At 59.6% G+C, this 18,957-nt stretch carries 19 protein-coding genes; 12 read left to right on the top strand and 7 right to left on the bottom strand.

All coding sequences use genetic code 11. The features are described 5' to 3' along the window. Nucleotides 1–50 precede the first annotated feature (50 nt). Nucleotides 51–1,655, top strand: a complete 1,605-nt coding sequence (locus HGP31_RS19075) for a phytoene desaturase family protein (RefSeq protein ID WP_168758420.1) — start codon at nt 51–53, stop codon at nt 1,653–1,655. Between the two features lie 106 nt (nt 1,656–1,761). Here HGP31_RS19075 and HGP31_RS19070 read toward each other — a convergent pair whose 3' ends face one another. After that, the gene (locus HGP31_RS19070) at nt 1,762–2,427 is read right to left on the bottom strand and encodes a TetR/AcrR family transcriptional regulator (RefSeq protein ID WP_020798228.1); all 666 of its coding nucleotides are present in this window, start codon (nt 2,425–2,427) and stop codon (nt 1,762–1,764) included. Nucleotides 2,428–2,600: 173 nt separating this feature from the next. Here HGP31_RS19070 and HGP31_RS19065 point away from each other — a divergent pair, with 173 nt between their 5' ends. The 5 genes from HGP31_RS19065 (at nt 2,601) to HGP31_RS19045 (ending at nt 7,605) form a co-directional block, all read left to right on the top strand. Next, the gene (locus HGP31_RS19065; protein WP_205896177.1) at nt 2,601–3,878 is read left to right on the top strand and encodes a cytochrome P450; all 1,278 of its coding nucleotides are present in this window, start codon (nt 2,601–2,603) and stop codon (nt 3,876–3,878) included. A gap of 51 nt (nt 3,879–3,929) precedes the next feature. After that, a complete protein-coding gene (locus HGP31_RS19060; RefSeq protein ID WP_168758419.1) occupies nt 3,930–4,961 on the top strand; it encodes a hypothetical protein in 1,032 nt (343 codons plus the stop codon). A gap of 141 nt (nt 4,962–5,102) precedes the next feature. Further along, nucleotides 5,103–5,891, top strand: a complete 789-nt coding sequence (locus HGP31_RS19055) for an SDR family NAD(P)-dependent oxidoreductase (RefSeq protein ID WP_168758418.1) — start codon at nt 5,103–5,105, stop codon at nt 5,889–5,891. Nucleotides 5,892–5,936: 45 nt separating this feature from the next. Continuing rightward, on the top strand, nt 5,937–7,247 hold the full coding sequence (locus HGP31_RS19050; RefSeq protein WP_168758417.1) for an MFS transporter: 1,311 nt from the start codon (nt 5,937–5,939) through the stop codon (nt 7,245–7,247). Nucleotides 7,248–7,254: 7 nt separating this feature from the next. After that, on the top strand, nt 7,255–7,605 hold the full coding sequence (locus HGP31_RS19045) for a nuclear transport factor 2 family protein (RefSeq protein ID WP_168758416.1): 351 nt from the start codon (nt 7,255–7,257) through the stop codon (nt 7,603–7,605). 44 nt (nt 7,606–7,649) lie between these two features. Here the strand turns inward: HGP31_RS19045 and HGP31_RS19040 are convergent, their stop codons facing one another. The 4 genes from HGP31_RS19040 to HGP31_RS19025 all read right to left on the bottom strand — a co-directional run bounded on the left by HGP31_RS19040 (nt 7,650) and on the right by HGP31_RS19025 (nt 11,434). After that, nucleotides 7,650–8,483, bottom strand: coding sequence for an oxidoreductase (locus tag HGP31_RS19040; RefSeq protein ID WP_168758415.1), 834 nt, complete (start codon nt 8,481–8,483; stop codon nt 7,650–7,652). A gap of 84 nt (nt 8,484–8,567) precedes the next feature. After that, nucleotides 8,568–9,803, bottom strand: a complete 1,236-nt coding sequence (locus HGP31_RS19035; protein WP_168758414.1) for an NAD(P)/FAD-dependent oxidoreductase — start codon at nt 9,801–9,803, stop codon at nt 8,568–8,570. A gap of 20 nt (nt 9,804–9,823) precedes the next feature. After that, entirely contained in the window at nt 9,824–10,144 is a 321-nt protein-coding gene (locus HGP31_RS19030) for a 2Fe-2S iron-sulfur cluster-binding protein (protein WP_168758413.1), read from the bottom strand. A gap of 27 nt (nt 10,145–10,171) precedes the next feature. Next, the gene (locus HGP31_RS19025; protein ID WP_168758412.1) at nt 10,172–11,434 is read right to left on the bottom strand and encodes an MFS transporter; all 1,263 of its coding nucleotides are present in this window, start codon (nt 11,432–11,434) and stop codon (nt 10,172–10,174) included. Between the two features lie 362 nt (nt 11,435–11,796). On the opposite strand from HGP31_RS19025, the gene HGP31_RS19020 reads away from it, so the two are divergent. The 6 genes from HGP31_RS19020 (at nt 11,797) to HGP31_RS18995 (ending at nt 17,250) form a co-directional block, all read left to right on the top strand. Continuing rightward, nucleotides 11,797–12,033 carry a ferredoxin gene (locus tag HGP31_RS19020; RefSeq protein ID WP_057715100.1) on the top strand — a complete coding sequence of 79 codons (237 nt, stop codon included), beginning with the start codon at nt 11,797–11,799 and terminating at the stop codon, nt 12,031–12,033. Nucleotides 12,034–12,084: 51 nt separating this feature from the next. Then, the gene (locus HGP31_RS19015) at nt 12,085–12,843 is read left to right on the top strand and encodes an SDR family NAD(P)-dependent oxidoreductase (protein ID WP_168758411.1); all 759 of its coding nucleotides are present in this window, start codon (nt 12,085–12,087) and stop codon (nt 12,841–12,843) included. Between the two features lie 66 nt (nt 12,844–12,909). Beyond that, nucleotides 12,910–13,860, top strand: coding sequence for a VOC family protein (locus HGP31_RS19010; RefSeq protein ID WP_168758410.1), 951 nt, complete (start codon nt 12,910–12,912; stop codon nt 13,858–13,860). 1 nt (nt 13,861) lies between these two features. After that, on the top strand, nt 13,862–14,746 hold the full coding sequence (locus HGP31_RS19005; protein ID WP_168758409.1) for a fumarylacetoacetate hydrolase family protein: 885 nt from the start codon (nt 13,862–13,864) through the stop codon (nt 14,744–14,746). A 38-nt stretch (nt 14,747–14,784) separates the two neighbouring features. Beyond that, a complete protein-coding gene (locus tag HGP31_RS19000; protein WP_168758408.1) occupies nt 14,785–16,371 on the top strand; it encodes an MFS transporter in 1,587 nt (528 codons plus the stop codon). A gap of 87 nt (nt 16,372–16,458) precedes the next feature. After that, complete coding sequence (locus HGP31_RS18995) at nt 16,459–17,250, top strand: IclR family transcriptional regulator (RefSeq protein ID WP_168758407.1); 792 nt, start codon at nt 16,459–16,461, stop codon at nt 17,248–17,250. A 9-nt stretch (nt 17,251–17,259) separates the two neighbouring features. Here the strand turns inward: HGP31_RS18995 and HGP31_RS18990 are convergent, their stop codons facing one another. Next, nucleotides 17,260–18,450 carry a thiolase family protein gene (locus HGP31_RS18990; RefSeq protein ID WP_057715094.1) on the bottom strand — a complete coding sequence of 397 codons (1,191 nt, stop codon included), beginning with the start codon at nt 18,448–18,450 and terminating at the stop codon, nt 17,260–17,262. After that, nucleotides 18,450–18,848 (bottom strand): Zn-ribbon domain-containing OB-fold protein, encoded by a 399-nt coding sequence (locus HGP31_RS18985; protein ID WP_168758406.1) that lies wholly within the window; start codon nt 18,846–18,848, stop codon nt 18,450–18,452. The genes HGP31_RS18990 and HGP31_RS18985 overlap by 1 nt, the downstream gene beginning before the upstream one ends. Nucleotides 18,849–18,957: the final 109 nt, after the last annotated feature.

The following is an 18,957-nucleotide window of genomic DNA, read 5'->3' as shown; positions in this document are numbered from 1 at the left end:
CCACAGCCGCCGCGCGCCGCCGTGGTTGAATTACGTCATGGAAGCAAGTGATGAATCAGAACCACAAAGCGGGAAACACCGACTTCGATGTGATCGTCGTCGGCGGTGGCACCAATGGCCTTTCGGCTGGCTGTTACCTGGGCATGGAAGGCAAGAAAGTGCTGGTGCTCGAAGCGTTGGACAAGGTCGGCGGCATGGCGTCATCGGGCTATCTGATACCCGAAGCGCCGCAGCATCTGGTCCACCCCTGTGCCCTGGACATGATGTCGATGCGTGTGCATTCCCACGTGCCGGCGGAACTCGGGCTGGAGCGCCACGGTTTCAAATCGGTGGAGCTCGCGCCGGGGTATGTGTATTTGCATCCGGATGGTCAGTCGCTGATTTTCTGGCGTGACCGTGAGAAAACCGCTGCCGAGATTCGTCGCTTCAGCAGCAAGGACGCCGCGGCGTTTCTTGAGTTCATGAAGGTCATCGACATGTTCCTCGACATTGCGCTGCCGATGATGCGCGTCGACCCGGCGAAGACCAACCTGGGTGTGAAGCTGAAGATGCTCGGCACCGCGATCAAACACAAAGCCTTGAAGCCCGAACTGATGGCGCTGATGACCGGGTCCGCGCTGCAGGCCGCGCGTGAGCGCTTCGAGCATCCGGTGACCATTTCCGCGATGTGTGCACTGACCGGTCTGGCGGGTGATATCAGCGCCGATGGCGGTGGCATTTATTACGCCTTGCTCGGTTTCCTCCATCGTTTTGGTGTGGGTCGGGTCCTGGGTGGCATGCAGCAGTTGAGCAACGCCATGCAGGCGCGTCTGGAAGAGCTGGGCGGTCAGGTGCTGGTGTCGGCCAGCGTCAGTGAAATCGTGGCCAAGGATGGCCGGATAAAAGGGGTGAAACTGGCTGATGGTCGCCAGTTCATGGCCCGTGCGGTGATTGCCGGCTGTCACCCCAAGCCTGCGCTGGATATGGTCACCCGTGGTGAAATTCCCCAACACCTGCTCACCCGCATCGCCATGGCACCAGCCAACGGCAAGGGCTCGGGACCACTGAAGGTGGATCTTGCCTTGCGCGGGCAGATTTCCGTGCCACGTTTTGCTGCCATTCGCGGCGACGGTGTGGATCTGCGTAAAACCGTAATGTTGATCGGCACCGAAGAGGCGGTGCTGGAAAACTTCGCCGCTTGCGCCCGAGGCGAGGTACCGAAGTTGCCCTACATCACCGTGGCCGCCCCGAGCGCCGCCGACCCTTCACAAGCGCCGGCCGGTCAAGACGTGTTGTACATCTACCCGCCGGTGATGCCGGTTAACCCTAACGAAGGCTGGGACGCATTGCGTGAACGGGTAGCCGACCGAGTGCAAGAACAGCTGTATGACTACATTGAAGGGATCGAAGGGCAGGTGATTGGCCGTCACATCGAGGCCGCCCCGGACTTTACCGCGCGCTTGAACACGGTGAATGGCTGCGTGGTGCATATCGACACCACTTCCATGCGTTCGAGCACCATGCGCCCGGCGTACGGTTTGGGCGGCGATACCTTACCGGTGGCCGGGCTGTATTTTGGCAGCGCCGGCATACATCCGGGCGGTGGGGTCAACGGCATGGCAGGGCGGTTGGCGGCCAAGCGGGTGAGCAAGTACTTGAGTAAAAAAGGCAACTGAGCCGTCGATAGATAAAACCTGTGGGAGCGAGCCTGCTCGCGAAGGCGGAGTGTCAGGCGGCTCGCTCCCACAAAGAGATCGTGTTTATGCAACGCGCTGATAGTCGTTAAACGCTGTCAGCGTTTTTTTTTGCACCCAACGAAATACTCGCCAGGACAAAATCCGCCGAGTACTGGCGCCAGGTGGCCATGCCTTCTGCCGAGTCGGTATCCAAGCCGGCCAGTGCAGACATGGAGTAGCGGTTGGTGAACCAGCCTGTGGTCACCAGCGATGCGCTGGCCAGCAACAGGCGCGGGTTTATGTCCGCACGAAAATCACCACTGGCGGCCCCACGGACCAGGATCGCGTCGAGCTTGGCGATCAGCTTCGGGGCCATTTCAAGAAAATGGTTACGCGGTGTTTCGTGGGTGTCGTGGTAGCGAATGCCTTCCAGCGCCAGGCTGCCGAGGAAGGGGTCAAACCGGTATTGGTCGAAGAAGTGATTGAGCACGGTGCGCATCGCCTGAGGCGGTGGCAGCTCTTCAACCTTGAGGTTGACCAGCTCCGACATGATGTTGTCCGAAGATTCATCCAGTACCGCGACAAACAGCCCCTCCTTGGAGTTGTAGTAGTGGTAGACCAGTTGCTTGGTGACCCCGGCATCCCGGGCAATTTCTTCCACGCGCGCACCGGCGAGGCCTTTTTTGGCGAACTCCACGCGCGCAGCAGCGAGCAGGCGATTCATCGTATTGCGTTTGCCCTGTTCGCCACCTTCTCCTGCCTTCACCGCCACCTCGTACTCCTCCTGTTGAATGGGGTCACACCTTGAAGCATATACCCGGGCGCCATCGTTTGACCCAGAGTCAAACGAAGCGCAGTACCGGTGCAGACACAACCGCATACCATGGATTGGCAGCCGGGCAATCTTGGTGTGCAAGAGCAATAAAAACAAGACAGGAGAACCTGATGAGCAACGAAAGCGCAGCACTGGACCTGGCCACCGCGTATTCCGCCGTATCGGAAATGTATCGCGGCACTGACCTGGATATTCATGCGGTGTGCCGCGAGCAACGGTTGAAGTCACCCATCTATGAAGGCGATTTCATTACTCAATTCGGGGTGCCAACCAATGCCGGTACCCAGCAGGGCACTCGCCCGACCTTCGCCTTGTTCAAATACCAGGACGTGATGACCGTTCTGCGCGATGGTGCGACTTACACCAGCGGCTTTATTGCTGAAGGCCTGGGCGCGTTTTTCGATGGCTTGATCATTCTGGCCATGGACGGTGACGAACACCGCAAGGTGCGCGCCTTGCTGCAACCGGCATTCATGCCAGAGACCGTGAACAAGTGGCGCCCGCAGATCGACCAGGTGATCCGCGAAGAGTACATCCAGCCAATGTTGCCGGCAAAGAAGGCCGACCTGATGAAGTTCGGCCTCGAGCTGCCGATTCGCATCATGTACGCCTTGATGGGCTTCCCCTCGGATGAACCGTCCAAGTACAAGCAATATGCGGCCTGGGCCTTGGCCATTGTCGGCGGCAACCAGATTGATCCGAACAAGATGGTCGAAGCGCGGCGTCAGGCCGGCATCGCCGTCAAGGGTCTTTACGACGCACTGGCCGAGGTCGTGGTGCAACGTCGCGCCGAGGGCAGCCAGGGCGATGACGTGGTCGGTCGTTTGCTGCGCGCGGAGTACGAAGGGCGCACGCTGGACGACCATGAAGTGATCACCTTCACCCGCTCGTTGTTGCCGGCGGCCGGGGAAACCACCACGCGCATGTTCGGCTCGGTGATGACCTTGTTGCTCACAACGCCCGGGTTGCTCGAACGGGTCAAGGCCGACCGCTCGCTGATCGGCAAGCTGATGGACGAAACTACCCGTTTTGAACCGGTGGCCACCTTCAAGGTGCGCGAAACCGCCAAGGAAGTGGAATTTCACGGTGTGAAGATTCCCAAGGGCTCATTCGTCCAGTGCATGGTGGTGTCTGCCAACCGCGACGAAGATGCGTTTGAAAACCCGGATATCTTCGATATCGACCGCAAGCCTAAACCATCCTTTGGTTTTGGTTTTGGCCCGCACATGTGCATCGGTCAGTTCGTTGCCAAGGTCGAGATCAGCTGCGCGGTCAACGCGATTCTCGATCTGTTCCCCAACTTGCGTCTCGACCCGACCCAGCCCGTACCGCAGATCGGCGGTGCACAGCTGCGTGGCGTGTCGACGCTCCCGGTGATCTGGGACTGAACCACGATTCAAATCCGTTTCCAGGCCTTGATAAAAACAACAGAGGGCAGTATGAGAACGTTCAAAACCATTCCAGAACGCGGTGATTTCGGCTTCCAGCAACTGGTCGGGCCGCACAAGGTCACTGGCGCTTCGATGTCTGCCGAGCGCGGCTTCTTCGGCCTGCATTTGAGCAAGAGCTCGCCGTTCGGCTCGGTGCGCGATGAGCAGGGCAACATCTATTCATTCGTGCGGTCGCTGATGGCGCCCAATGGCACGCCGAACCCGACCAAGTTCTACTACCTGAACAACCATGTCGACAACGTCCACCTGCGCATGGACCACGAAAAAATGACCCGCCAGGCGCTGACGCCACTGCCTGTGCATAGCCTGGAAGGTGATACCGCACGCTGGGCCAGCCAACCGGGTGAAGCCGGTAATGGCTGGGAAATCACGGCCAGCAGTGAACGCCTGACCTGGAAAGAAGAAGGCTTGTTTCACCTCGAAGGTCGTCTGCTCGGACCGGGTTTGCAGTGGTACTTGCCGGGTGTGGAGTGGGGCACCTTCTACGTTTCACAGTTGTGGGATATCGCCGGTGTCTGCGAGGGTCGTCCAGTAAAAGGCGCCATGGCGCTGGACCAGTTCTACATGGCTGAAGGCGGCGCCATCCACTTCAAGAAAGACCTGGTGGTGAACAACAACAAGCATGTGATCTGGTGGTCCTTTGTCACCGTTTATAAAGACGGCACGTGGGATACCGGTTCTTTCATGGTCGGTCACGACCACCTGGGTTACGCCATTTTCAACAATGAAAAAGGCGAGGTGCGGGTCACCACCGATATCGAAGGGCACACCGAGCACAAGGACGGTAGCTACTTCTTGAAGTCGGCCAAAATCGTGCTGGAAGGCAAGGAAGAGTGGGAGTTCCTGCCTGACGAGAAGGGCGAAATGATCGACTTCGTTGGCGGTTTCCCGGTCACGGCGCAACAGGAAGGGCGCTGGCGCCGAGTTGGCGATACCCGCGAGCCTTCGCACTGGCTGGGTTGGGGGGAGTCGGATCGGCGTAACGGTTCGGCCCGTAACGTTCCCGGCAAGGACCTGTAAACCTGTGACCCCCCCTGTAGGAGCGAGCCTGCTCGCGATGGACGTGAACGATACCGCGTGATGTCTGACACCCCGTGGTGTTCTCAGGTTTATCGCGAGCAGGCTCGCTCCTACAGGGCATAACAATAAAGAGGAACCGCGATGAAATTCCGCGACAAAGTCGTACTGGTCACCGGTGCCGGTCGAGGCATGGGACGCGCCATTGCCCTAGCCTATGCCCGCGAGGGCGCCAAAGTGGTGGTGTCGGCACGCACCGCTCGATACGGCGAAGAAACAATCGAGCAAATCAAGTCCCTGGGCGGTGAAGCCTGCCTGGTCGGTGGCGACATCGCCGATCGCGAGGCGATCAAGTCAATGGTGCAGGGCGGCGTAGAACATTTTGGCTCCCTGGATATCGTGGTGCATTGCGCCGCTGACACCAGTCACGGGCTGATCGCCGAAATGGCCGATGACACCTTCGATCACATCGTGCGCAGCAATATCCAGTCGTTGTTCTGGCTGGCCAAGGACAGCGCGCCCTACCTGTCCAAAGCGGTAGACAAAGGCCGGCTGATTTTCATCTCCTCTGGTGAAGCCAACCGCAAGTACACACCACGCCTGATTGCCTATGGCTCAAGCAAAGCCTTCATGAACGCCTTTGCCCGCGGCCTGGCGGTGGAGTTCGGCGCCATGAATATTCTGGTCAACGTTGTAGAGCCCGGGCTGATTGGCACTGACCACATGCTGGAAACCCTGGGCGATGAACTGCCGCACAAACTCGCCGCACATTTCCCGGTCGGGCGCCTGGGTGAGTCCGCCGACATTGCCAATGCCGTGATGTTTCTCACCTCCAACGAGGCCTCCTACATCACCGGCACGTCGTTGTTGGTGGATGGCGGCGCCACCATGATCGCACTGCCCAAAGTCGAAGAAATCCTCAAGGGCCATTAATCATGTCGCGCATCCGCGAAGGCGGCCTGCGCCGGGAGTGAGTTGATGACAACCGAGACACGCAACAATACGGTCCATGGTGGCAATGATTTTTCCGAGTTCAAGCGTGGCTGGCGCGTTGTCCTGCTGGGGCTGTTTGGCATTTGCACCAGCATCACCGCCGCGCTGCTGTATGCCTTCGGCACCTTGGTGATTCCACTGGAACAGGCCTTCGGCTGGAGCCGTGGCGACTTGCAGGCTTCAATCACCTTTCTGTTCGCCGGCGTGGCGATCTCCACGCAGTTGGTCGGCCCGCTCTACCGCCGCTACGGCCTGCGACGAGTCGCGATTTTTTCTATCGTGCTGCAGATAGTCGGTTATGTCGCCATTACCCGGATCCAGGGTTCCATTGGCTGGTTGTACCTGGCATTTTTCAGCATGCCGATCGTCTGTGCCGGCACGATTGCGATTACCTGGACCCAGTTGGTCAACCTCTGGTTCGAACGCAACCGTGGCCTGGCGCTGGCGGTGATCCTGTGTGGGACGGGGTTGATGGCGATGATCCTCCCGCCATTGTTGTCGCGGCTGATTGCCGCCTACGGCTGGCAAGCTGGATTCATTGCCCTGGGGGCGATGCCCTTGCTGTTTACGCTGCCGTTGTCGTTGATGTGGTTGCGCATGCCGGCACAACCCCTCAGCACTAATGCGAGCGCGCAGAAGGAGCTCCCGGAGCTGAGCGGAATGTCTTTCAAACAGGCATTGCATTCAGGGATGTACTGGGGTTTTAACGTCGCCTTGATACTGTCGGTGTCGTTGACGGTGGGCATGGTCACCAACATCGTGCCGATGCTGCAAAGCAAGGGTTTGAGTGCCCAGCAAGCCGCGCAGATTTTCAGTACGTTCGGCATTTCCATCATCGGCGGGCGGTTGTTGGTGGGGTACCTGCTGGACCGTTTTTCACCTTCTTTGGTGGCTGCGGTGAGTCTGGCGCTGCCTGCGTTGGGCTGTGCGATCTTTTTATTTGGTGGGGCGCAGAGCACACCGCTGCTGGTACTTGCCACCCTGTGCATCGGCGCCAGCGCCGGTGCTGAATTCGATCTGGCGGCCTTCCTGATGGCACGCTATTTCGGCCTGAAGGACTACGCGCGGATCTTTGGCTTGCACCTGTGCCTGATCACCATCGTTTCCGGGCTGGTGCCCATGCTGTTCGGTCATCTTTACGACGTCTACGGCAGCTATTCAGCGGTGCTGGTGTGCTGTTTCTGCTGCGCGATCATTGGCCCCGGCATTCTGCTGTGGCTGAAGATGGAACCGGCATTCCTGGCACGTCAAGAACCTGTAGCAACGGAAGCACGCCTGAACCCTACCCGAGGATGAACAAGAGATGAGCATGGACAAACACGCAATCGAGCACTTCCTGCACGGTCAGATCGACTGCTGGAACAGAGGCGACAAAGAGGGCTTTTTCGCTCATTACCGCAGCGTCTCGGCCAATGGCTTGAGTATCGAATATGTAGGCAAACCACAGCACGATGCCTGGCAGGTCCTGGAAGGCATGTGGGCGCAACAGCAACCGAAGATTCGCGTCGAGGTGCGACAGTGCATTGTCAATGGCGATGAAGCTGCGTGCCATCACCTGAATGCCTTTCGCGAGCAGGAAGGAGGCATAGAGACGATCGAGCTGTATCGGTTCGAAGACGGGAAGCTGTTTGTTCGTTACTTCATCAATCAGTAATGGGGGACGCACAGCCTTGTCAAAAGGCTGTGCGCACTGGCGACCTATAGGCCATCGGTGGAATAGGAAAGCTGTCGCCACAGTTCGATTTCCGCGAGCATGGTGTTGAGCTTGTTGCTGATTTGCTGATAGGCGTCGGAGCCTGCCAGGTAACGCAACGGCGGATGTTCACTATTGGCCAGGAGCACCAATGCGTCCCCCAGTTTTGCCGGATTGCCGGTTTGCTGGTGGTTATACGCGGCCGAGGCGCCTTTGACCTTGGCGGTGAATGCGGCGTAGTCCTCAAGCGTGCGTGTGCCAAAGACCGCGGAGCTGGGGTCGAGAAAGTCGGTACGGAAAACCCCCGGCTCCACCAGCGTGACCTTGATGCCGAACTGAGCCACTTCCAGGGACAGGGATTCGGAAAAGCCTTCCACGGCAAATTTCGACGAGCAGTACAGCGCCGCTCCACCCATCCCCACCACACCGCCCATCGATGACACGTTGAAGACGTGACCTGCGCGTTGCTGGCGCATGACCGGCAACACGGCGCGGCAGACGTTGAACACACCAAACACGTTGGTTGCGAACTGCTTGTCGGCATCGCTGGCGAAATTGTCTTCAAAGGGCGCTAGTTGGCCATAGCCGGCATTGTTCACCAGCACATCGATTCGGCCAAAACGTGCGACCGCAGTCTCTACGGCAGCCAGTGCCTGGGCTTCGTCGGTCACATCCAGGGCCACTGCCAAAACGCGCCCGGCGTATTCGGCGAAGACCTTTTCCAGCGGTTCGACACGACGGCCAGTGACCACCACGTGGTCGCCGTCGGCCAATGCGGCTTTGGCAATGGCGGCACCCAGGCCGCGGGCCGCACCGGTAACAAACCAGACTTTGTTCATTGCATCGCTCCAGTCGTTGTGCAAAAAAATGCCGCGTCAGCCTGGAGGCGGGCGCGGCTGTGGGCTTTACCGGGCCGAGCGCGCTCAGTCGCGGTTGGCCGCTTCCCAGGCTTTCAGGTCGAAACCGTCGGCGGCGGCTTCGGCTGCCGTCAGTTTGGGCGCCCGGGCAAGGATCTTGCGCGCGGCCATGTGATCGCCCATGCGATTGCAGGACTCCACGGCCACCAGTCGATCATTGCGGAAACACAGCACGGAAAGCTGCTTGTCCTTGGCAGAACCAAGGACCACCGTGCTGTCGTAGCCGTGGGAGAGTCCGGCAATCTGCAGCTTCAGGTCGCCCTGATCGGTCCAGAACCAGGGCAGGGCGCTGTAGGGCGCCGGCTTGCCCATCAACCTTGAGGCCACTGCGCGGGCCTGGTCGATGGCGTTCTGCACCGACTCGAGGCGGGTATGTTGTTCATCGTTTTGCAGGCAAGGGAAACTGGCGACATCGCCCAAGGCGGAGATTCGCGGGTCGGAAGTGAGCAGGTTGGCGTCGACTTTGATGCCGTTCTCGATGGCCAGGTCCGCTTCGGTCGCCAGTTGCGCGTTGGGGATCACTCCGATACCGAACACCACCAGGTCGGCGGGCAGGACGCGCCCGTCAGCGGTTTGCACGGCGCAGACCTTGCCGTTGTCGCCATCGATGCGGCTCAAGCCCTGGCGGAAGTCGAAATGCACACCCCACTGTTCATGTGCCTGGCGGAACAGCTCTGACATCTCCCTCGACACCGCACGCGCCATTGGCCGCTCAGCCAGCTCCAGCACATGAACGTTAGCACCCAGTGCTGCTGCCACTGCTGCGAACTCCAGGCCGATGAAACCCGCGCCAATCACCACCACGTTGCGCGCGGCTTTCGCCAGCGGTGCCAGGGCATCGGCATCGGCTTTGGTCTTGATGCCGAATACTTGCGGCAGCTCACCGCCTGGCACCGGCAACGGGCGGTTGTGCGCCCCGGTGGCCAGGACCAGATGGTCATAACTGATTGCATCACCGCTGGCTAGAACCACGCGACGGTTCACTCGATCAATGGCTGTCGCCTGGTCATGCAACAGCTCAATACGCTGGGTCGCATAAAACTCGGCTGGCCGGAACAGCAGATTGGTCTCCTGGATCTTGCCCAGGAGGTAGGCCTTGGATAAGGGGGGGCGCTGGTATGGCAGGCCTGGCTCATCGCCAATCAGGGTAATGCGCCCGTCATAGCCTTCCTGACGCAAGGAGGCAGCGACCTGAAAACCGGCCTGGCCAGCACCGACGATAACGACTGAGGCGAGGGTCATGGGAGCTCCTTCAAGCACATTCAGAATTGCGACGACGGCAGATGCAGAACCATGCCGTCCATCTCTTGGCTGATGATCAACTGACAGCTCAGGCGGCTGTTGTCACGGCGTTCGAAGGCGTACTCGAGCATGTCGTTTTCCATGCCTTCGGGCGCTTGAACTGTGTTCAGCCAAGCCTCGTCGATATAGGCGTGGCAGGTGGCGCAGCTGCAGGCACCACCGCAATCGGCAGGAATGCCCGGCACCGAGGCGAAGGTGGCGGCTTGCATCACCGATTGCCCGATGTCGCCTTTGACCTGATGGGCGGTGCCGTTGTGTTCGATAAACGTCAATGTGGGCATGTTCTGCTCCGATTCTTGTTGGGGGACTCAGGATTGACTGGGAACTGTTTGTGCGTTGAAACGCGGCACTCGCCCCAGGGTCAGTAACAGCAAAGGGCCGATCAGGCAGCAAGCGGCGCTGTAGACCAGCATCGCGGTATAAGAACCGGTGCGTGCCAGCAGGTAGGCGAAGAGCAGCGGCGCCAGCGCCGAGGCTACGGTGTTCAAGCCCTGATGGACGCCAAACAGACGGCCGTACTCGCGCAAACCGAAGTAGCGGGCAATCAGGAAAGCGGCAATGTCGAATTCTGCCCCGGCGCCAAAACCGACCAGTACGGCCGCCAGCAGCAGGGGGGCGAATTCGTTGGTGGGGCTCAGGTAGATGAAACAACCGATGGCGGGCAGCACCAGGCTGAGTGCGGACACCGCTGGCGGCCATAGCCGATCGAGCAGGTAGCCGATCAACATGCGGCCGAAGATCAGCGAGATCCCAAAGCCACTGAAAATGGTGGCAGCTTGCGCAGCGGACAAACCTCTGGCTTGCAGCATGGGCACGGTGCTGGTGACCATGCCGACAATCGAAGAAATCACCAGGCCGAGTGCCAGGTTGCAGGTCCAGAACTTGAGTGAGCCCATGCCTTCACGAAAGCCCATGCCGGGCAATTGCTCCAGCGCACTGGCGTCATCACGATTGCCCTGGGCAATGGGGAGCTTGAACCACAGCAGAATCAGCGGCAGCAGCACCAACAGGTTGAGCAGTGCGAGAATCACGAAGGCCGCGCGCCAGTCCCATTGTTCAATGCCCCACGCCATCAGGCGGGGAATGGTGGCGGCGGTGACGCCAGTACCGGACAGCCCGATGGCCAGTGCCAGGCCACGATTTTTGTCGAACCACAGGCTGATCAATTGTGTCCAGGTGACCGCCAGGGCGCCCATGCCGACGATGGGCAGCAACGCAAAGGCAATGTACATCGACCAGATCGATTGGGTCAGTTGAGTGGTCGCCAGGTAGCCGAGCGACAACAACAGCAGGGAAATCACCGTGACGCGCTTCATGCCGTAGCGCAGGTTGAACCAACCCACCAACTGCAAGGACACCACGGCGCCACCAAACAGGAAGGTGATACAGGCCTGCAGTTCGCTTTTACTCCAGCCAAAGGCATCGCCCAGCGGCACGACCAGGGTGCCGAAGCCATAGAGCAGGGCGGCATTGATGCTGATGGCGACACCGGCGACAGCCAGAATCAGGATCTTCCAGCTTTGCCGGAATTCATGAAGATCAATGGCCGCTTCGTTTTTGGACGGGTGCATGAAGTTGGCTTCCTTATAGGTTTTGTTGAGCCAAGCACTGCTTTGGATGGTGATGTGGACCACCGCCAGCAGATTCTTTGAACAGAATCTGGTTTTTTATTCAGAATAAAATCAGAAAATTCGCTTTGTCCAGCACAGCTATCTGACTCAAAGACAAACGAATTTCCTGCGTTGAATCCACCTTTCAATCAATCTGAATCCGGTCGTGTTCAACATCCTGCTGTTTTTCATCCATTTGGATACCAGACCAGTGTTTTGCGACAGCGGATGGGTGGCAGCATATCCGCGTTAAAAATTAATTGCACATAAAATAAAATAGTGTTCATAATTTGCTGGAGCTGGACCTGATAATGGAGACAAAAATGAGTTCAGAAAAAGCGCAATTCAAAGCCGTGGCAGACCGTAGCCGCTGCTGTGGTTATGGTCTGTGTGCTGCGATCTGCCCAAGCCTGTACAAACTTGATGCCGATGGCCTGGTGTACATGGACGATGCTCGTGTGCCGCCGGAACTGGAGGAGGAAGCCCGAGAAGGGGCTGCCGCCTGCCCGGCGGAGGCCATTTGGCTTGAGCCCATCACCCAGGAAGACGAAGCCGTTTAATGGCGTGAGCGTCAGTCGTCACGTGATAACCACTGAGTTGAGGATGTGCGGATGGGACGGTTACACAACAAAGTCGCATTGATTACCGGGACCGGCGGTGGCCAGGGCCGCGCTGCGGCGCTGCGTTTTGCTCGCGAAGGGGCGATTGTGGTCGGCTGCGACTTCAATGCCGAAGGCCATGAAGAGACGGCAGCCTTGATGCGAGCCGAGGGGTTCACCCTGTATGGCTCGGCGCCCGTGGACCTGGGCGATCACGAACAGGCCAAGACCTGGATCGATGCCGCCGTCGCTGAGCACGGACGCATCGACGTCCTCTACAACAACGCTTCCGCCGCACGTTTCGGGCTGGTCAGCGAGATGTCGATCGAAGATTGGCAGTTCACCATGCGCAACGAAATCGACTTGCTGTTCTATACCACCAAGTACGCGTGGCAGCACTTGGCCGAGCAGCGCGGAGTGATCATCAACGTTTCTTCCACCGCGGCCTGGGGCGGTTCGAAAGTCGCCGGTATTTCCGCACATTCGGCCGCCAAGGGCGCCGTGGTGTCCTTCACGCGTCAGTTGGCCGTGGAGGGCGCGCCGTTCGGTATTCGTGCGGTCAGCCTGAGCCCGGGGTTTGTCGCCACGCCGGGTACCCGGCCGTTTCTGGACGACCCGAAAATGCGCGCCTTGCTGCTGGACGGTGTATTGATGGACCGTCCCGGCGAACCCGAAGAAGTGGTGGCGATGGCGGTATTCGTCGCCTCGGATGAAGCTTCGTTCATTACAGGTTCCGACTTCGTCATCGACGGCGGGTTACTCGCGGTCTGACACACGCGGCGTCGGGGCAGGTGCCATTGGCACCCTTTCATCTCGAACAATAACAAGGTGAATAACGTGGACATCATCGGTATCGGTTACATGGGCTTCGAAACCCCCAATCTCGAGGCGTGGCGTGAGTACGGCCCGCAGGTGATGGGCTTTGGTATCGGCAAGAATCCCGAGAGTGACCCTGAGTCGCTGTATTTCAAAATCGACGATCGCCGTCACCGCTTCGCGTTTCATCCGGGCAACGTTGACCGAATTGCCTATATCGGCTGGGAAGCGGTGGGGCGCATGGCGTTCGAGGACGGCATCAAGAAGTTGGCCGCGGCCAATGTCGAATACTCCCGTGGCGACGCTCAACTCTGTGAAAAGCGTGGTGTTCGCGAGCTGGTGCGCTTCCGCGACCCGGTGGGGTATCAGCACGAACTCTTTTACGGGCAAAAATGGTTACCACGCTCGTTCCAGCCAGGGCGTCCGCACAGCGGTTTCCTGGCCGACGAACGTGGGGCAGGCCACGTGGTGCTGATCACCCCGGACTACACGCCGGAACTGGAAGACTTCCTGCTCAACGTCATGGGCTTCAGCTGGTATGGCGCCGGCGCGGGCAAAGGGCGCACCGGATTTTTCCGCTCCAAACTCAATCATCACACCAGTCACGACATCGCTTATGGCCACGGCCCGGGACGCATGGGCGTGCAGCATGTCGGGCTATTTGTGCGCAACGTGCGTGATGTCGGTGAAACCTACGACATCGTGCGCCAGCGCGAACTGCCGATGATGATGACCCTCGGTCAGCATGCCCAGGATCCGCACCTGTCGTTCTACCATTTCAACCCGTCCGGCTTTGCCTTCGAGACCATTGCGGAAATCGAGCCATGGCAAGGCGACCCTTACGAGTTGAATCCGGAAAAGCTCAGCCTGTGGGGCCACGAAATGGTCGGTCCGATTCTCGGGGCTAGCGTCAAGACACCGGAAGAGGTGCTCGACGCCGAGTATCTGCCCATCTACCTGTCCAGACGCTGAGATGCGTCTGGCGCGGGTCGAGGTAGCCGGGCAGGCGTTCTGGGCGTTATTGGATGCGCAGTCGGATTGCCTGCGGCGGATCAATGCGCCATTCGCCCAGTGGGCCGGGCTGGGAGCGCAGCTCGCGCCGGATGCCCTTGACCTGACTGGCGAATGGTTGCCCTTGTCGGCTGCGCGCCTGCTTGCGCCGCTGGAGCCGGGCAGTCGGGTTTTTGGTGTGGGCCTCAATTACCTGAGCCACCTCAAGCGTCTGGGCAGTGATGCGCCGGCGCACCCGCTGGCGTACATGAAACCTGAGTCGGCGCTGGTTGGTGCTTATGATGAGATCGATTATTCGCCGCTGACCACCCAGCTCGATTACGAGGTGGAACTGGTCGCTGTCGTGGGCCGGACGTTGCTGGATGAGCCCAATGCCAGTGCCTGTCTGCTGGGGTACACGGTGGGCAATGACATCAGTGCGCGGGATGCCGGCAAGCAGATCGGGCGCCTGGACCTGTTGACCCAGAAGGCCATGGACCGCACCACGCCTGTAGGTCCATGGATTGTGACCGCAGATGAGTTGGGTGTGGCAGGGCAACCCGCACTGGATATGCGCCTGAGCGTCAACTATGAAACGCGGCAGCAGGACAACACCCGGCAGATGATCTTTGCCCTAGATGAGCTGCTCAACTATCTGGATGCGCGGATCAGTCTGCGTCCGGGTGACCTGGTGTTTACCGGTTCCTCCCACGGTGTGGGGCTGGAGAGCGGGCGTTTTCTGCGGCCGGGTGATCGGGTCGAAGCGGAGATCCAGGGCATCGGCCGACTGCGCAACACCATTGCTCATCCACGCCGGCTTAGCCCTGCGCGTTCGGTGGGGCGACTGGGCCAACCGCTGGTTGATTAAGCGCAGATTTCTTCAGATACAAACGCCGAGGATTGATGATGAGCGAGGGGTCGGCGTGGGCGCCGTTCAGCAACAAAGCATTCCGCGGCCTATGGCTGGCAGGCGCAGTGGTCAATATGGCGATCTGGATGCAGACAGTTGCCGCGGCGTGGATCATGACCACATTGACCACGTCTGCGGCGATGGTCTCGCTGGTGCAAACCGCCGTGACCCTGCCGGTGTTTCTGTTTGCCTTCCCGGGCGGCGTGATTGCCGATCGGGTGGACCGCCGCGGTTGGCTCATTATTACGCAGTGCATGATGCTGTTCGCCGCGCTGGTGCTGTGCGGGCTGGCGTACAGCGCTCACCTGGAAACCTGGGGATTATTGGCGTTCACCTTTGTCCTGGGTACCGGCAGTGCGTTGGGAATGTCGGCGTGGATGGTGACCATGGTCGGTGTACTTTCTCGCGATCAGGTACCGGCGGCCGTGTCGTTGAACGGCATTTCCATCAACGCGACCCGCGCTTTGGGGCCGGCGCTGGCCGGTGCGTTGATTGCTTACTGGAACACCACTTCGGTGTTTTTGGTCATCGCGCTGTGCATGTTCGCGGTGCTGCTCTTCCTCTTTCGCCTGGTACCCAACCCGCCAGCCGTGGGCTTGCCTCCGGAAACCCTGACGGGAGGCATGCGCAGCGGCCTGCGTTATATCCGCCATTCGGCGGTATTGTTCAGCGCCATGAAGCAGGTGTTGGTATTCACCAGCAGCGCCAGCGCTTTGTGGGCATTGATGCCATTGGTGGCCAAGCAGGAATTGGGCATGGACGCCGGTGGTTATGGCTTGCTCATGGCATTTCTTGGTGCGGGTGCCGTGCTGGCGGCACTCAACTTGCCGCGTCTGTATCGCGTATTGAGTATGCGGCATTTGCTGGTGTGCGGCGCCATTGCCTTTGCCCTCGCGACCCTCACTGCCGCGCTGTCCCATAATCGCTATGGGGTCTGCGCGATGATGTTGCTTGCAGGGTTTGGGTGGATGGCGGTCAATGCGACCATTTCCACGGTTGTGCAAACGTACGCCGCCAACTGGGTGCGCGCCCGGGTTGCATCGGTCTATGTATTGATCCTCATGGGTTCGATGGCCGCCGGCGGTGCGATCTGGGGTGCGCTGGCCGAGTATCTGGGGCTGAGCCAGAGCCTGCTGCTCTCGACGCTTTTGTTGCTGGTCGGCATTCTGCTGACCCGTAACGGCCGTGTGGAGCTGGGTCAGGAGGCAGATTTTGCCGAGGTGCAATTGACCGACAAACTCCAGCTGGCCAGCCCGGTGTCCCATGCCGATGGACCGGTCTCGGTGGAGATCGTGTACCAGGTGACGGCGCCGGACTGCGATGACTTCCTGGCTGCCGTATACGCAGTAGGCAAGGCGCGCCGGCGCAACGGTGCGCAGAACTGGCGCCTGTACCGCGACATGGCCAACCCGCTGCTCTACAGCGAGCGATTTATTGTCGAATCCTGGCTGGAGTATTTGCGCCAGCAGACACGAGTGACTCAGGCTGACCATGCCCAGGAGCGTCTCATCGAGCGTTTTCGTCGCGAGGACCAGCAAACCCGCCGGCTGATCCATCAGCCTCTGGTCAGACAACCCGACTGAAATGTTCGAATAATTCCCAGACAAAACTTTACGGCGCAATTCATTCTCAGGCTAGAATGGCGACACTATAAAGTGACTGGATTGGGCATGGACTTCACTGACGTCAACGATAACGACAACAACAAATCAACCGGCGCAACACTCGTCAAGCCCGTTTCCAACGCGATACGCATCCTGCGTTACCTCAGCCAGGTGGGCACACCGGAACGTTCGGTGGACATCGCCCGACAACTGAAGATCAATCCCAGCACCTGCTTCAACATCCTGCGCACGCTGGTGCAAGAGGACGTGGTCGACTTCAGTGCCATGTCCAAGCGTTACTCCGTGGGCCTGGGCCTGGCGCGTCTGGTCGAGCAATTGGTCACCCAGGGCCACCGCGTGCAGATGGCCAAACCCCTGCTGCAGAACCTGGCCGCGCGCCAGCGGGTAACCATCACCCTTTGGCGCAAGATGAGCCCCGACCGCATCGTCATTGTCAGCTCCGCTGCCAGCCCGACTGATGTACGCATCGACATGGCCGAAGGTCAGCGCCTGCCGATTCTGATGGGCGCCAGCGGGCGTTTGTTCGCCACTCAGATCGACCTCGACGATCCCGAGGTGCAAAGCAGTTTCGATACCATTCGCTGGGCCCAGCCGCTGTCGCTGGAGGTTTTTCGGGAAGAAGTCCGGGTCGCTGCCGAGCGTGGTTGGGCAGTGGACGACGGGCATTTCTCGGGTGGGATTCTCGCCGTCGCGGCGCCTGTGTACTCACCGACCAACAGCATCGACTTCACCGTTTCCGCGGTGATGTTCCGCGGGCAGCGCGATGAAGAGGGCCTTGCCGAGCTGGGCAAGGCACTGATCGAGTTCTGCAGCGAAGTGGCCGGCGTACTTTACTGAGCCATGCCGTTACTCCCGGACCAGCAGCAGGCTGCCCCCCAGCGGGCCGCCCCCTGCGGCTACCGTGCTGACGCGGTGCTCGCGGGTTTGCCGCCCTTCGGCACGGCCCCACAGTTGCAGGCAGGCTTCATGCACGTAACCCAGGCCATGGGTGCGCCCGCCAGATAGCTGCCCGCCATTGGTATTGATTGGCAGGCTGCCATCGAGCGCGATGCGCGTCCCACCCTCGACGAATGCACCGCTTTCTCCAACGGGGCACAGGCCCAAGGCCTCGAGCCAGATCATGGTCAAAATCGAAAAACCGTCATACAGCTGTGCGGATTCGACGTCCTGCGGGGTGTAGTCAGTGCGTGCCCACATCATCTGGCCGACATCGAAAGCGGCCATTTTGGTCAGGGAAATCTGGTCCCATGACCAGGGCTGGTTCAATGCAGCTCCCATGGCTTCAATGCGGATCGGCTTGTTCGGCTGGTCCTGAGCGATATCGCGGCGCGACAAGACGATGGCGGTCGATGCATCGCAATGCACGTCGCAGTCGAACATGCGCAGCGGTGTCGAAATCATCCGCGAAGCCATGTAATCGTCCATGCTCATCGGTGTGCGAAACACCGCCTTGGGGTTGCGCATGGCGTTCTGGCGACACGTCAGGGCGATTTGCGCCAGCTGCTCCGCACGGGTGCCGTATTCATGGAAGTGACGTTGGGCGTACAGCGCCATCAGATTAGTGGCCGAGAGCACATTGAATGGCGTGAACCACTGCCAGGCGTAGCTGCTGTCACGCCCTTGAGTTTTATTGGTCAAGGCGCTCGCTTGTTTGTTCACCATGCGGGCTGACGCTTCGGTGATGGTGCGAAACACCAGCACGTGTTTACACAGCCCCGCCGCAATCGCCATGGCACCGTTGATCACGCCAGTCAGCGGGCCAGGCCCTTCATAGCCCCCACCGAACCAGTTGACGTTGAGCCCTAGAGCGCTTTTCAGCGCGCTCGGGCCAATCGGCGAAAACGGGTCGCCATTGTTGTTGTCGCCTGGCCAGCAGGCCACGCCGTCGATGTCGCTACGCTGCAGGCCAGCGTCAGCAATGGCCTCAAGGCACGCATCAAGGGTCAGGCGCATCGCCGACTTGTTCGACGGTCGCCCGACTTCCGATTGACCAATGCCGGTGATGGCGACGTCTTTTTCATAACGATGATCGAACATCACTGATCCTTCTCGAACAGAGGCAACCAGACATCCTCGACGTTGAGGAAACTGACCCGTACCGGCATATCGATATGCACATCCGTGACCGGAATGCCCACCACGTTGCTTACCAATTGCAAGCCAGGTTGCTCCACCAGCTCGATGATCGCGACCACATAGGGCACCTCAAGGTCGGGGGCCCAGGCTTGGTAATTGATGGTGTAACTGAGCACTTTACCTTTGCCGGACACCGGCTCTGGCGCCACCTCAAAGCTTGCACAATGCGGGCAAAGCGGGGCAGGTGGATGGAAATACCGACTGCAGGCCGCGCAGCGATGAACGAGCAGTTCGCCCCGTTCGCCGCCTTGCCAGAAGGCGCGGTTGTCGGCGTTGAGTGCAGGAAGTTTTCTAGGCATCAGCGGTCCGCAGGTGAATGTTTGACTTGAAGTCATACGGTATCATTTGTACATATTTTCTAAAAGTGTCATATATTCGTACCGACGAAGGCACGAATCGAACCTTCGC

The sequence above is a fragment of the Pseudomonas umsongensis genome (assembly GCF_012647205.1).
In the GTDB taxonomy this organism is placed as follows: domain Bacteria; phylum Pseudomonadota; class Gammaproteobacteria; order Pseudomonadales; family Pseudomonadaceae; genus Aquipseudomonas; species Aquipseudomonas umsongensis.
This window is presented reverse-complemented; position numbering and strand designations above follow the sequence as displayed.

Bases quoted from the DNA above. Each gene is read 5' to 3' on its own strand.
- HGP31_RS19075 (WP_168758420.1), top strand. From the start codon at position 51: ATGAATCAGAACCACAAAGCGGGAAACACCGACTTCGATGTGATCGTC.
- HGP31_RS19065 (WP_205896177.1), top strand. From the start codon at position 2,601: ATGAGCAACGAAAGCGCAGCACTGGACCTGGCCACCGCGTATTCCGCC.
- HGP31_RS19060 (WP_168758419.1), top strand. From the start codon at position 3,930: ATGAGAACGTTCAAAACCATTCCAGAACGCGGTGATTTCGGCTTCCAG.
- HGP31_RS19055 (WP_168758418.1), top strand. From the start codon at position 5,103: ATGAAATTCCGCGACAAAGTCGTACTGGTCACCGGTGCCGGTCGAGGC.
- HGP31_RS19050 (WP_168758417.1), top strand. From the start codon at position 5,937: ATGACAACCGAGACACGCAACAATACGGTCCATGGTGGCAATGATTTT.
- HGP31_RS19045 (WP_168758416.1), top strand. From the start codon at position 7,255: ATGAGCATGGACAAACACGCAATCGAGCACTTCCTGCACGGTCAGATC.
- HGP31_RS19040 (WP_168758415.1), bottom strand. From the start codon at position 8,483: ATGAACAAAGTCTGGTTTGTTACCGGTGCGGCCCGCGGCCTGGGTGCC.
- HGP31_RS19035 (WP_168758414.1), bottom strand. From the start codon at position 9,803: ATGACCCTCGCCTCAGTCGTTATCGTCGGTGCTGGCCAGGCCGGTTTT.
- HGP31_RS19030 (WP_168758413.1), bottom strand. From the start codon at position 10,144: ATGCCCACATTGACGTTTATCGAACACAACGGCACCGCCCATCAGGTC.
- HGP31_RS19025 (WP_168758412.1), bottom strand. From the start codon at position 11,434: ATGCACCCGTCCAAAAACGAAGCGGCCATTGATCTTCATGAATTCCGG.
- HGP31_RS19020 (WP_057715100.1), top strand. From the start codon at position 11,797: ATGAGTTCAGAAAAAGCGCAATTCAAAGCCGTGGCAGACCGTAGCCGC.
- HGP31_RS19015 (WP_168758411.1), top strand. From the start codon at position 12,085: ATGGGACGGTTACACAACAAAGTCGCATTGATTACCGGGACCGGCGGT.
- HGP31_RS19005 (WP_168758409.1), top strand. From the start codon at position 13,862: ATGCGTCTGGCGCGGGTCGAGGTAGCCGGGCAGGCGTTCTGGGCGTTA.
- HGP31_RS19000 (WP_168758408.1), top strand. From the start codon at position 14,785: ATGAGCGAGGGGTCGGCGTGGGCGCCGTTCAGCAACAAAGCATTCCGC.
- HGP31_RS18995 (WP_168758407.1), top strand. From the start codon at position 16,459: ATGGACTTCACTGACGTCAACGATAACGACAACAACAAATCAACCGGC.
- HGP31_RS18990 (WP_057715094.1), bottom strand. From the start codon at position 18,450: ATGTTCGATCATCGTTATGAAAAAGACGTCGCCATCACCGGCATTGGT.
- HGP31_RS18985 (WP_168758406.1), bottom strand. From the start codon at position 18,848: ATGCCTAGAAAACTTCCTGCACTCAACGCCGACAACCGCGCCTTCTGG.